At 71.7% G+C, this 12657-nt stretch carries 13 protein-coding genes; 2 read left to right on the top strand and 11 right to left on the bottom strand.

Annotated elements, in window-relative coordinates; all coding sequences use genetic code 11:
• Positions 1 to 83: 83 nt before the first annotated feature.
• The 9 genes from LDL49_RS13910 to LDL49_RS13950 all read right to left on the bottom strand — a co-directional run bounded on the left by LDL49_RS13910 (position 84) and on the right by LDL49_RS13950 (position 9877).
• Positions 84 to 1265 carry a glycosyltransferase family 4 protein gene (locus LDL49_RS13910; protein WP_225291421.1) on the bottom strand — a complete coding sequence of 394 codons (1182 nt, stop codon included), beginning with the start codon at positions 1263 to 1265 and terminating at the stop codon, positions 84 to 86.
• 9 nt (positions 1266 to 1274) lie between these two features.
• The gene (murJ, locus tag LDL49_RS13915) at positions 1275 to 2924 is read right to left on the bottom strand and encodes a murein biosynthesis integral membrane protein MurJ (protein WP_308016117.1); all 1650 of its coding nucleotides are present in this window, start codon (positions 2922 to 2924) and stop codon (positions 1275 to 1277) included.
• 140 nt (positions 2925 to 3064) lie between these two features.
• On the bottom strand, positions 3065 to 3925 hold the full coding sequence (locus tag LDL49_RS13920) for a hypothetical protein (protein WP_225291423.1): 861 nt from the start codon (positions 3923 to 3925) through the stop codon (positions 3065 to 3067).
• A 1-nt stretch (position 3926) separates the two neighbouring features.
• A complete protein-coding gene (locus LDL49_RS13925) occupies positions 3927 to 4901 on the bottom strand; it encodes a copper transporter (protein WP_225291424.1) in 975 nt (324 codons plus the stop codon).
• Entirely contained in the window at positions 4898 to 6094 is a 1197-nt protein-coding gene (gene steA, locus LDL49_RS13930; RefSeq protein ID WP_225291425.1) for a putative cytokinetic ring protein SteA, read from the bottom strand. Before steA ends, LDL49_RS13925 begins: the two co-directional genes overlap by 4 nt.
• Positions 6095 to 6167: 73 nt before the next feature.
• Positions 6168 to 7877, bottom strand: coding sequence for a DNA repair protein RecN (gene recN / locus LDL49_RS13935; protein WP_225291426.1), 1710 nt, complete (start codon positions 7875 to 7877; stop codon positions 6168 to 6170).
• Between the two features lie 64 nt (positions 7878 to 7941).
• Positions 7942 to 8841, bottom strand: a complete 900-nt coding sequence (locus LDL49_RS13940) for an NAD kinase (protein ID WP_225291427.1) — start codon at positions 8839 to 8841, stop codon at positions 7942 to 7944.
• Positions 8838 to 9650 (bottom strand): TlyA family RNA methyltransferase, encoded by an 813-nt coding sequence (locus tag LDL49_RS13945; protein WP_225291428.1) that lies wholly within the window; start codon positions 9648 to 9650, stop codon positions 8838 to 8840. Before LDL49_RS13945 ends, LDL49_RS13940 begins: the two co-directional genes overlap by 4 nt.
• Positions 9647 to 9877: a hypothetical protein gene (locus LDL49_RS13950; RefSeq protein ID WP_225291429.1), complete on the bottom strand. Its 231-nt coding sequence runs from the start codon at positions 9875 to 9877 to the stop codon at positions 9647 to 9649. Before LDL49_RS13950 ends, LDL49_RS13945 begins: the two co-directional genes overlap by 4 nt.
• Before the next feature lie 127 nt (positions 9878 to 10004).
• Between LDL49_RS13950 and LDL49_RS13955 the strand changes: the two genes are divergently transcribed.
• On the top strand, positions 10005 to 10352 hold the full coding sequence (locus LDL49_RS13955; protein ID WP_225291430.1) for an SCP2 sterol-binding domain-containing protein: 348 nt from the start codon (positions 10005 to 10007) through the stop codon (positions 10350 to 10352).
• Between the two features lie 210 nt (positions 10353 to 10562).
• Here LDL49_RS13955 and LDL49_RS13960 read toward each other — a convergent pair whose 3' ends face one another.
• Complete coding sequence (locus LDL49_RS13960) at positions 10563 to 11534, bottom strand: HAD-IIA family hydrolase (protein WP_225291431.1); 972 nt, start codon at positions 11532 to 11534, stop codon at positions 10563 to 10565.
• Between the two features lie 78 nt (positions 11535 to 11612).
• Between LDL49_RS13960 and LDL49_RS13965 the strand changes: the two genes are divergently transcribed.
• Complete coding sequence (locus tag LDL49_RS13965; protein WP_225291432.1) at positions 11613 to 11960, top strand: hypothetical protein; 348 nt, start codon at positions 11613 to 11615, stop codon at positions 11958 to 11960.
• Positions 11961 to 12162: 202 nt separating this feature from the next.
• On the opposite strand, the gene LDL49_RS13970 is transcribed toward LDL49_RS13965, so the two are convergent.
• Positions 12163 to 12585: a VOC family protein gene (locus LDL49_RS13970; RefSeq protein WP_225291433.1), complete on the bottom strand. Its 423-nt coding sequence runs from the start codon at positions 12583 to 12585 to the stop codon at positions 12163 to 12165.
• Between the last annotated feature and the right edge of the window lie 72 nt (positions 12586 to 12657).

Genomic DNA, 12657 nt, shown 5'->3' on the forward strand with positions numbered 1-12657 from the left:
GCACCGTGATGACGAGGCTGCCGCGAAGGGATACTCCCCTCCCTAACGCACGCAGTATATGAGAACGCGTAAGTCTCGCCTAATCATTCGTGGTGCCTTGACTGTCCGTAGACATTCAGCACGCTTTGCACCGCTTCATCGGCATCGGGCAGCTCCGCCCCCCGCCGCGCCGCTGCCGCGGCCAGCCGCGCCGCCTCGGCGCCGTCTCCCACCACATCCTGTACGGCGGCCCGCAACGCCGCCGCGTCCCCGTACGGCACCAGGATCCCCGCCCCGGCCAGCAGATCGGGCACCCCGCCCACGGCCGTCGCGATGACCGGCCGCCCCACCATGAGGGTCTCGCTCAGGCTCAACGGCTGGCCCTCCCATCTGCTCGCCCAGACCACGACGGTCGCGGCGGCCAGCAGGTCGGGCACATCATCCCGATTGCCCAGGAGCACCACGGGCAGCGCCTCGGCCTCGATCCTGCGCCGCAGGTCGCCGAGCAACGGCCCGTCTCCCGCCACCGCGAACAGCGGTGTCTCGCCCTCGCCCGCCCAGGGCCCGCGGGCGGCGTCGAGGAGGGTCTCCAAGCCCTTCTGCTGGGCCAGCCTGGCGACGGTCAGCACGATCGGCCGCCGCCCGGCCCCCAACTCGGCCCTGACCTCCTGCGGCGAACGCCGGGCCGCCCGCGGCACGGGCGCGGGCACCACGGCCGGCCCCACCTCCCGCGCCCCCAGCGCCCTCATCCGCTCCCCCAGGTCGGGCGAGACGACCAGCACCTGGTCGGCCCTCCTGGCCACGACCCGTTCGAGCCCGCCATAGACGACCCCGATCAGTCCCCCGGCGGTGAGCGCGTTGTGCAACGTCACCACCAGCGGCACCCGCGTTCTCATCCCGAACCGCCCCGGCACCGGCCTGCTCACGCCGGACGGCACCGGCCCGCGGGACGGCCCGCCCACCACCGTCCGCCTCCTCGACCGGCCCCACAGCCCCAGCCCGGCCAGCGCCCCGGCCCGGAGGCCGTGGGCGTGGACCACGTCGGCGTCCTTGGTCACCCGCCGGATCGCGCGCACGGCCCGCAGGTCATTGACCGGATGCGGCCGATCCGACATCGGCGCCTCCATGAACCGGGCCCCGGCCTCGCCGAACGAGAATTGCTCCTCGACGCTCCCCGGCCCCACGACCACCACGCGATGGCCGCGCCGGATGAGCCCCTCGACCAGCATCCGGACATGCCGTCCCGTCCCCCCGGACGTGGTGCCCAGCACGAACGCCACCCGCACAGCCGCTCCTCACTTCCCAGATCCACGCCTGAACGAACCGGCCACCGCCCGAGCCGTCGGCCGGTCCAGCAACGCCACCACCACGGCACCGGCGACGGCCGCCGCGAGCGCCGCCAGCACGGTCGCCCCGACATTGGGCCAGATGCCCCGCGCCCCCAGCACCCCCACGACCGCCGCCCCGGCCAGGTATCCCGCGCCACCGCCGGCGACCGAGGCCAGCGCGGCCCGGCCCAGCCCGGCCAGCGCGGCCCGGCCCAGCCCGGCCACCGCGTCGCGCCCCCGCGCCCGCACCACCGAGGCGAGCAGCAGCGCGCCCCCCACGGTCATCCCGGTGGTCATGCCGAGCGCCAGCCCGCCGAGCTTCCAGTCATCGGGAAACGCCAGCGCGAACCCGGTCTGCGCCACCATGACGACGCCCCACCCCAGCACGGTGTCCGTCGCCACGGCCCGGCCGCGCCCGGCCGCGTACAGGACGCGACTCAGCTGCGCGATGAGCCCGTAGCCGACGAGCCCGGGCGCGAACAGCGCGATCGCGCGGGCGAAATCCTGCGCGGGCACGTCGCTCTTGAAGCCGAGGAACACCACCGCCCCGGGCTCGGCCACCGCGGCGAGCACCCCGGCGGCCAGCCCCGACACCAGCACCACCGCCCGCGTGGTCCGCGCGGCGAGCGCCGCGAACCCCGCCGTGTCGCCGCTGCCCGCCCGCGCGGACAGCCGCGGAAACGCGCTGGTGGCGATGGGCACGGCCAGCACCGCGTACGGCACCAGGTAGATCGCCCAGGCGTAGTTGTAGACCACGATGGCCCCGTTGCCGACCTCCCGGTTGGACAGCACGACCACCATGGCCATGGCGGCCTGCTGGGCGATCAGCGCGGTCACCCCGGCCAGCGCGAGCCTGCGCACCTGGACGGCCACGCCGTCGGGGAACCGCAGCGTGGGCCGCCACCGCAAGCCGAGCCCGGCGACCGGGCCGATCACGGTCAGCACCAGGGCCAGCACCCCGAGGCTGGTGCCCACGGACAGCGCGAGCTCGGCGGGCCCCAGCTCCCGGGCAGGAGCGCTGCTCCCCCCGCTGAGCGGCACGAACAGCAGGTAGGCGACGATGACCACGAGACTGGACACCAGCGGGGCCACGGCGGGCCCGGCGAAGCGGTGGTGGGCCTGGAGCACGCCGTAGAGGACGACCGCGACGCCGTACAGCGGGATCTGGGGGGCGAAGACGACCAGCATGCGGGTGGCGACCGCGGTCACCTCGCCCACGTCACAGCCGGGCACCGCGTCGCCGAAGAACAGCCCGAGGATCGGCCCGGCGAGCAGCGCGGTCAGCACGCCGAGCGGCACCAGCACCACGAGCACCCAGCTCAGCAGCGCCGAACTGATCCACCCGGCCCGCTCCCGGTCCGAGCCGCTCGAAGCGTGCCCCGGCCCGGCTCCCGCGAGCACCGGGACCACCATCCCGGCGAGCGCACCGCCGACGACGACCTCGAAGACGATGTTGGGGATCCCATTGGCCGTGGCGTAGGCAGTCCCCAGGCAGTTGGTGCCCACCGTCTGGGCGAACGCGTATTGCTTGGCGAACCCGGCGACCCGGGCCAGCACGGTGATCGCCCCGATGAGCAGCGCCCCACCGGCGACGCCGCGGACGAGCCGCTCCCTCACCACACCCGCCCCGCCCCGAACCCGATCACGCGAACATCCTGGCAGGCCGCACCGACAATCGCGCAGGCCGCCCCATCACCTAACGGGACACCGACTGGCACCGCGCCACAGAACACATGCCACGCCGAAGGACGCCGGGCTCACGCCGCGTCGACGGGCCGCCGACCGAGCATGTCCAGCCGGTTGAGCACCGGGTTGCCGGCGATGACCTTGGTGAAGCTGACCTTCTCCGACGCCGCCGTCAGCGCCGCCACCGTACCGAGCAGCACGAACCGCCCCCGGCGCCCCAGGCTGGTCACCGCGGCCAGCCCGAGCAGCGCCCCCAGCGCGTTCGCTCCGGCGTCCCCGAGCATGGCCCGCTCGCCGAGGTCGTCGGGAAGCAGCGCGGCGGCGGCGCCCAGGGGCACGGCGGCCAGCGCGGCGGTCACCGGCGCGTCGCGGAAGAGCGACGCCGCCAGCAGGGGCCCGCCCGTGAGCAGGCCCACCTTGATCGCCCGGCCGGGCCGCAGGTCGAAGAGGTTGGCCAGGTTGGCGGTGCCCGCGATGGCCGCGCCGTTGACCAGCGTGTCGAGCGGCCCCCGCGACACGAGCGCCGCCGCGCCCAGCCCGGTGGCCCCGATGCCGAGGATCTTGACCGCCCCGCTGGTCACCTCGCCGCGGCCCAGCGCGGTCAGGTGCCCCTTGAAGCCCTTGGACTTGGTCGTGCCGTAAAGGTCGTCGTAGGCGCCGAGCGCTCCGCTGCCGACCCCGGCCAGCAGCGCCGCCAAGCGTACGCGGGGCGGAAGACCCGGGGCGAGCGCGGCCGCCGCGCCGGAGCCGGCCACGAACGCGGGGCCCTCCAGCAGCGTGATCGGCTCGCCGCGGTGGTTGGTGCGGGTCCAGCGGCCCGGCTCCTTCTCGTCGGCGCGCGGCGCCAGGCGGGTGAAGGCGCTGTAGGCGGCGCGGGCCGCGACGGCGCCGATCGCGGCGCCGGCGAGGGCGTAGAGGAGGCCACGAGCCATGTCAGCTCCCTGACTGGGTGGGGGACGGGGTCGCGGTCGGTGCCGCGGGCTGGAACGTCGGGGCTCCCGTGCCGATGCCGTAGTGGCCGGCGCGGCCGCTCACCTGCTCGCGGAGCGCGTCGACGATGACGATCCGCCCCGCGGGCATGTCGGGCGTGTCGACGGTCGAGACGCGCTTGGCGACCTCACTGTCGTCGCGCAGCGCGTTGATCACGCCTCCGGAGGCGGCGGCGGTGGGGGCCGAGGCCGTCACCACGGTGCCCTTGCCACCGGCGTCAAGGCCGCCCGCGAGTTTGACGAGGGCGTCGGCCTGGGCTTCGGCGTTCTCGCCTTCGTACGGCTTCTCCGGCGCGAACATCACGGCGAGCGTGGCCCGCTTGTTGGGGTCGCCCTCGACGCTGAGGAACCCGCCCTCCTCGAAGCCGCCGAGGACGGCCCCGGTGGCCGGGTTGGCGGTGCTGGCCTGGGCCGGGTCGGTGGTCAGGACGGTGGCGGCGAGCACGGCACCGGCCTTCGCGTACGGAGTGGCCGCCGCCGGAAAGGTCAGGCCCTCGGGTTTGAGGCTGTTGGCCAGGCCGTCGATCACGCCGCTCTGCTTGGGATCGGCGAACTTCTCGTCCAGCAGGACCCGCCCCGTGACCAGGGCGCCCGCCTGGGCGAGCACCTGCTGCTCGGCCTCGCGGTAGGTGGTGCTGGAGCCCGGCGCCTCGATGAGCACGACGTGCTGGCCGGTCAGCTCGCCCGCGACGCGTTGCGGGGTGAGCGCGGTGACGAAGGAGTCGTTGCCCGCCTCCCTGCCGCGCAGCGCGTCGAGCTGGGCTCTGAGGCTGGTGTTGTCCTGGGTCATCTGGTTGCTCGTCCGCAGCGCCGACTCGATGGCGGGCGACTGGAGCAACGTGGTGCCCATGACGATGCCCACCGCCAGCGCGAGGAAGATCGCGACGATGGACACGAGGTGATAGCGGAAATCGATCACGAGAAGAGTCCGACCAACCAGAAGATGAAGGCGTTCCAGAAATCTTGCATGCCGTTCAGCCAGGTCTGGCCGATCGGCGACAGGAAGAGCGCGACGCCCATCGTGATCAACGCGGTGATCACCAGCAGCAGCAGCTGGGGCGTCGAGATGCGGCTTCGGTAGAGCCTACTCACTCCCTTGGCGTCGATGAGCTTGCTGCCGACCCGCAGCCGGGTGAGGAAGGTGCTGGCCATCCCCGAGCGACCCTTGTCGAGGAACTCCTCCAGCGTGCCGTGGGTGCCGACCGCCACGATCAGCTCGGCGCCCTTGTCGTCGGCCAGCAGCATCGCGATGTCCTCGCTGGTGCCGGTGGACGGGAAGATCACCGCTTCGCGGCCGAGCTGGTGGACGCGCTCCAGGCCGGGCGCCCTGCCGTCGCGGTAGGCGTGCACGACGAGCTCGGCGCCGCAGCCCAGCGCCTTGTTGGAGACCGAGTCGAAGTCGCCGACGATCACGTCGGGCAGGTAGCCGGCTTCCAGCAGCGCGTCGGCACCGCCGTCGACTCCGACGAGCACCGGGCGGTATTCCCTGATGTAGGGGCGCAAGGTGGCGATGTCTTCCTTGTAGTGGTAGCCGCGCACCACGATCAGGACATGCCGGCCCTCCATGGGGGTGCGGATGTCCGGCACGCCGACTCCGTCGATGAGCAGCTTGCCCTCGCCCCGGACGTACTCCATCGTGTTGACGGCGAACGCCTCGATTTGCACGGCGAGACCGGCGCGCGCCTCGGCCATGGCGGCCTCGACCGCGTCGGGGGTCTGCTCCTCGCCCTTGCCGACCACGTCACCGTCGAGGTAGACGACCCCCTCGTGGATCCGGACGACGTCGCCGTCCTTGACCCGTTCGAACAGATCCTGGGTGGCGTTGTCGACGAACGGCACCCCGGCCTCGATGAGGATCTGTGGACCGAGATTGGGATAGCGTCCGCTGATGCCGGCGGCCACGTTGACCACCGCCGACACTCCGCACGCGACAAGCGCCTCCCCGCTGACCCGGTCCACGTCGACGTGATCGATGATCGCTATTTCACCGGGCTGGAGGCGCTTGGTCAGCCTCTTAGTCCGCCGATCGACTCTCGCCACTGCCGTGATACCGGGAAGGTCTGCGACCTTCCTAGCGCGGAGGCCCGGCATCCTGCTCCCCGGAACCTTCATCAAGACCATCCTGCCAGAGTGAAGCAGCGCAGAGGCCACGCATTGCGCGGCGTGTCCGCTATGTCACTCAGGATCACCGATCGGCGGCCGCGAGCCCGAGGAGTTCTTCGGCGTGTGCTCTGCCCAGTTCGGAGTCCTCCAACCCCGCCAGCATGCGGGACAGCTCGCGCACCCGGCCTTCGTGGTTGAGGGCGAGGACGCCGCTGCGTACGACACTGCCGTCACTGGCCTTCTCGACCACCAGATGCTGGTCGGCGAACGCGGCCACCTGCGGCAGGTGGGTGACGACGATGACCTGGGCGGTCCGTGCCAGCCTGGCCAGGCGGCGCCCGATCTCGACCGCGGCCTTGCCGCCCACCCCCGCGTCGACCTCGTCGAACACGAACGTCGGCACCGGATCGGCGCCCGCGAACACCACCTCGATCGCCAGCATGACGCGACTCAGCTCGCCGCCGGACGCGCCCTTGTTGAGCGGGAGCGGCGGCGCGGCGGGGTGGGCGGCCATGCGCAGCTCGACCTCGTCGACGCCTTCGGGGCCGAAGTCCGCGACCTGGGTGAGCTGGACGATGACCCTGGCGTGCGGCATGGCCAGCGCGGTCAACTCCTCGGTGACGGCCTGGCCGAACCGCTCGGCGGCGCCCTCGCGCACCCGGGTCAGCTCGGCGGCCAGCTCGGTGAGCCGGGCGGTCAGCTCGTCGTGCTCGCGGGTCAGCTCGTCGATGCGCTCGTCGTCGCCTTCCAGCTCGACCAGCCGGGCGGACGCCTCCTGGGCCCACTGCAGGACCCCGGCGCTGTCTTCGGCATATTTCCGGATCAGTCCGGACAGCAGGGCCCGGCGGTCCTGCACGGCGGCCAGCCGCGCGGGGTCGGCCTCGATCGACTCGGCGTACGCGGCCAGGTCGGTGGCGACGTCGGAGATGAGGTAGCCGGCCTCGGCCAGCCGGTCGGCCACCCCGGCGAGCTGCGTGTCGTAGTCGCGCACCGCCTCGACGGCCGAGCGGGCCTCGCCCAGCAGGGAGATCACGTCGTGCGCGCCGCTCGCGCCCTCCATCGGGTCGCCCAGCAGCGCCGTGTGCGCGCTCGTCGCGGCGCCGCGCAGCGCGTCGGCGTGCGAGAGCCGCTCCTCCTCGCCGCGCAGCTCGACGTCCTCACCGGCCTTCGGCTCGACCTTCTCGATCTCCTCCAGCCCGAACCGCAGCCGGTCGGCCTCCTGAGCGCGCTCACGCGCCCTGGTGGTGAGCTCGTCGAGCAGCGCTCCCACCTGCTTGTGCCGTTTGTACGCCTGCGAGTAGGCACGCAGCGGCTTGACCAGATCGTCACCGGCATAGCGGTCGAGGGCGGCCCGCTGCTTGGCCGGTTGCAGAAGGCGCTGCTGGTCCATCTGTCCGTGGACGGCGACCAGGTCGTCGGCCAGGTAGGTCAGCGTGCCGACAGGCACCGTCCGGCCGCCGAGCCAGGCCCGCGACCGGCCCTCGGCCGAGACGGTGCGGGAGATGATGAGCTCGCCGTCCTCGATCTGCCCGCCGATGTCCTCGACCTGCTGGGAGACGCGGCCGTCGGCTTCGATGACCAGGGTGCCCTCGATGGTGGCCTTGTCGGCGCCCGGCCGGATGCGGGAAGGGTCGGCCCGGCCGCCGAACAGCAACCCGAGCCCGGTGACGACCATCGTCTTGCCGGCCCCGGTTTCGCCGGTGACCACGTTGAAGCCTGGCGAAAGCTCCAGAACGGCCTCATCGATGACGCCGAGCCCCTGGATGCGGACCTCCTCGACCCTTGGTCGCACTGCCCACTCCCGTCGCTCCGAACGCTTGTGCGATCTAACTGTACGCGCTGCACCTGCAATTGACTCAGGGACGCACCCTTCCGCGCCAGCCCTGGACGGGGAGTTCGAACTTGGCGACCAACCTGTCGGTGAAGGGGGCACCGGTGCTCTCCACCCCGTGCAGCCGGGCCAATCGCACTGGCTGGGAGCCGCGGCGTACCTCCACCCGGCTGCCGGACGGCAGGTCGAAGCGGCGCCGCCCGTCGCACCAGAGAACGCCGCCGGGTGTGTCGGGCAGGATCTCGACGGCGAGCGTGGACCGCGGCGAGATCACCATCGGTCTGGCGAACAGCGCGTGCGCGCTGATCGGCACCATCAGCAGCGCCTCGACCTCCGGCCACACGACGGGACCCCCTGCGGAGAAGGCGTAGGCGGTCGAGCCGGTCGGGGTCGCGCAGATCACGCCGTCGCAGCCCCAGCGGGACAACGGCCGCCCGTCGATCTCGGCGACCACCTCCAGCATGCGCTCGCCCTTCTCCACGGTGGCCTCGTTGAGCGCCCACGTATCGGCGAGGACCTGGCCGTTCTGCCTGGCCAGCACGTCGATCGTCATGCGTTCCTCGACGTCGTAGCGGCCCGCGACCACACTGTCGACCGCCGCCTTCAGGTCGGCGACCTCGGCCTCGGCCAGGAAGCCGACGTGCCCAAGGTTGACGCCGAGCAACGGGGTGCCGGTGGGCCTGGCCAGGTCGGCCGAGCGCAGCAGCGAGCCGTCGCCGCCGAGCACGATCAGCATCTCCGCGTCCTTGGCGGCGCCGGGATCGCAGGGCACCACTTCGGCGCCGCGGCAGCCGATGTCGTCGGCCTCCACATCGAGCACCCTGACCCGGATCCCGGCCCCGACCAGGCGATCGATGACCAGGCGGGCGCTGTCGACCGCGGCCTCCCGGCCCGTGTGCGCGGTGACCAGCACAGTACGGTTCATTGCGGCCCTTCCGCGACGGCCCGCTCGATCTCGGCTTCGAGGTCGGCGACCGGCGGCTCGCCCTCCCCCTTGCCCAGCCAGAGCAGATACTCCACATTTCCCGACGGACCTGGCAGCGGGCTCGCGGTCACGCCGCGCACCACCAGGCCGAGCTCGCGCGCCTTGGCCGCGGCCTGCCGCACCGCGCCTGCCCGCAGCACCGGGTCTCGCACCACGCCGCCGGCCCCCACCAGGTCCTTGCCCACCTCGAACTGCGGCTTGACCAGCAGCACGAAGTCTGCCTGAGCAGCGGCCACCGAGGCCAGCGCGGGCAGCACGAGCCGCAGCGAGATGAACGACAGGTCACCTACGATCAGCGAAGGCGGCTCACCGACCAGATCCGGGGTGAGATCACGTACGTTGACGCGCTCCATGACGGTCACCCGGTCGTCGGTCCGCAACGACCAGGCGAGCTGGCCGTAACCGACGTCGACGGCCAGCACGCGCTCGGCGCCGTGCCGCAGCAGCACGTCGGTGAACCCGCCCGTGGACGCGCCCGCGTCGAGGCAGCGACGGCCCCGGATCTGCAGCGCGCCGAACGCCTCGATCGCGCCGAGCAGCTTGTGCGCGCCGCGCGAGACGTAGTCGGGACCGTCGGCGGACTCGGCCACCACGATGGCCGAGGCGGTGTCGACCTGGGTCGCCGCCTTGCCCGCGCGCCGGCCGCCGACCGTGACCCGGCCGGCTTCGATGAGCTGGCCCGCCTGCTCTCGCGACCTGGCCAGACCACGTCGCACCAGCTCGCTGTCCAGCCGGATACGTCGGCTCACTGCTCGCCCGTCCGGCTGTCCACCTGGCCATCCACTTGGCCGTTCACTTGGCCGTTGATCTGCCCGTTGATCTGGCCGTCCACGGCCCCCAGCGCGGCCTCGAGCCCGGAGAACGCCTCGTCGAACACCGCGACGTGCTCACCCACCGGCCGCCCGGCCAGGTCACCGAGACCGGCGAGTACCGCGTCGACTCGCTCGTCGCCGGTCGCCTCCGGTACCTCACTCATGACAACGACCGTAACGCCTCGTGCGAGCACCCGGCACCTTGGCAGGTGTGTCACACGTTGAAGGGTCACACGGGGGTGCCACTGATGTGGAACGCTACCGTCCTGAAATGGAAGAAAGGATCCCAACATGGCAAGCGTCGAGGAGTGCCGGGCGGCACTGGCCAAGCTCGTCGACCAGTTCGACGAGATCGGCGAGGAGGACCGGGCCAAGCACGTGGTCGAGCGTACGGTGAGCTGCCGGGTCTCCGACCTCGACTTGATCTTCTACGGCCGTCTGCGCCCTGAGGGACTGGACCCGTTCAGCGAAGAACCTCCCTCGAACGGCAAGTCGGCCGACGTCAAGCTGACGATCGTCAGCGACGACCTGATCGCCCTCGTGGACGGGGAGCTCGATCTGGCGCGCGCGCTGCTCGGCGGCCGAGTGCGGATCGACGCCAGCTTCGGCGACCTGCTCCGCCTACGCCGCCTCCTCTGACCTTCCCCCTCGATGCCGCCCCAGCCCGCTGGGCACCGTCGGCGAGGCCGAGCAGTGAGGCCGAGCAGGAGGACGACGCGTCCGACTCAGCCAATCCGGTCCAGGACGAACACAGCCCGTCCAGTCCAGGAGGGGCTCAGCCGACCCGGCCCAGGAGGGACACAGCCCGTCCAGTCCAGGAGGGACACAGCCGTCCAGTCCAGGAGGGGCTCAGCCGATCCGATCCAGCACCGGTTTGACCGCGTCCTCCTCGGCCCGGCTTTCGCCCGCATACGTCCAGGCCGCGTCGCAGGCGGCCCTCAGCCCGTCGATGCGGCTGCCGTCACCCTCCAGCGTGAGCACTCCGTCGACCCACCGGGCCCGCCATCCCTCGCAGACGCCCTGCCGTACCTCCGGATAGGGCTGCAGCAGCGCGGACAGATCCTCGGCCAGGTACGTCGGCCGCTGCCGAGGGGAAGCCGTGAGCACGTCGAGTGGCGTGGCGACCCCGGTGAGCACCAGCAGTCCGTCGACCCCCGCGTTGACGGCGCCCTCGATGTCGGTGTCGAGCCGGTCGCCCACCACGAGCGGCCGCTTCGCCTCCGTACGGATCATCGACTCCCGATGCAGCGGCGGATCCGGCTTGCCCGCGTACACCGGCTCCACCCCGGTCGCGGTGGCGATCACCCGCACCATCGCCCCATTCCCCGGCAATTCACCCCGCCGCGTGGGCAGCGTGCTGTCCCTGTTGGCGGCCACGAACAACGCGCCCTGCCGTACGGCCAGCGCGCCTTCCGCCAGCAACCCGTACGCGAGGCCGAGCGCCATGCCCTGCACGACCGCGACCGGCGCGTCCGCCGCCGTGGTGACGGGCCTCAGTCCTTGATCCCGTACGGCCAGCCGCAGCCCGGAACCACCGACCACGAGCACAGCGGACCCGGCCGGCACCCGCTCGGCCACCAGCCGGGCGGCGGCCTGCGCCGAGGTCACGACGTCTTCAGCCCTGGCGGGAACGCCGAGCTCGCGCAGGTGCGTGGCAATGGCGGCGGGGGTGCGTGAGGCGTTGTTGGTGACGTACGCCAGCCGCGTATCCCTGCCCCGCGCCTCCTCCAGCGACTCGACCGCATGGGGAACCGCGTGGGCGCCCAGATAGACGACCCCGTCGAGGTCGAGCAGCAGGGTGTCATAGCCGTCGATCAGCACTGCGCCTCTTCCCGTTGACTTGTCACGCCGCGTGAGACTTTAGCCTCGGCCTCGTACTCATCTGGACAAGGGCTGACCATGTCCACAGATTCCCCCTTCAACCTCCCAGAACCCGCCGACCTGCTCCGCAACTTCGACCCCGCGACGCACACGACGCAGGCCGAGGAGCGCTGGACGGCACGAATGGCCGGCCCGCGACACTGGACGGCACGGATGGCCGCCGCCGCCACGACGCACACCCCAGAGGCCAAGGAGCGCTGGACCGCACGGGGCGCTAGCCCCGCGACGCCCACCGCGAAGGCCGAAGAGCACTGGACAGCACGGGGCGCCGCCCCGGCTACGCACACCGCGAAGGCCGCGAAGGCCGCGAAGGCCGGGAAGGCCGCAGAGTCGCGGATCAAGGAGATGCACGAATTGGCCATCTGACAGCGGCCCGCCCGTAATGTCAGGTCCACTTCCCGCACACCGCACATGGATTTGATCTCGCGCATCAACGCCAATGCCAGCGTCCCATGTGACTGAACGAGCTAAATACCCCAAATATGCCATTTCAGAGCCGTCCACAAGCACCCCAGTTAAGCCCACCGAGCAATCGTCAAGAGTTGTGGATCGATTGAGAGCAGGATTCTCAGGACTGGTCTGTCATGTCGGTGGCGACGAGTTCGACCTCGAACCCGTCCGTGTCCTCCAGATAGGCGGCGTAATGCTGTTCGCCCCCGGCGTGCGGATGGCGATCGGGGAACATCAGCCTCCAGCCGTATGCGGGCGCCTGCTCGGTCAGAGCATCGACCAGGGCGCGGCTTTCCACGTGGAAGGCCAGGTGGTTCAGTCCAGGACGGCAACGGTCGTGCCGGTCGGCGCTGAGCGCAGGTGACTGCTCCAGGACCAGGTAGGTGGCACCTAGCCTCCAGCTGCGCCCCCCGCTCCAGTCCTGGAAGAGGGTGTATCCGAGCGCCTGCAGCAGCCACTGCCAGCTGATGACGGCGCGCTGAAGGTCCGGCACCCATATCTCGACGTGGTGCAGCGTTCCAGTGGTGGCCTTGTCGTTCATGCCGCGATCCCTTCTGGGCGTTCGACGAGCTTGCCGTTGACGAAGGTGGCACCGGCACGGACCAGGGCGACC

This window comes from Nonomuraea aurantiaca (assembly GCF_020215705.1).
In the GTDB taxonomy this organism is placed as follows: domain Bacteria; phylum Actinomycetota; class Actinomycetes; order Streptosporangiales; family Streptosporangiaceae; genus Nonomuraea; species Nonomuraea aurantiaca.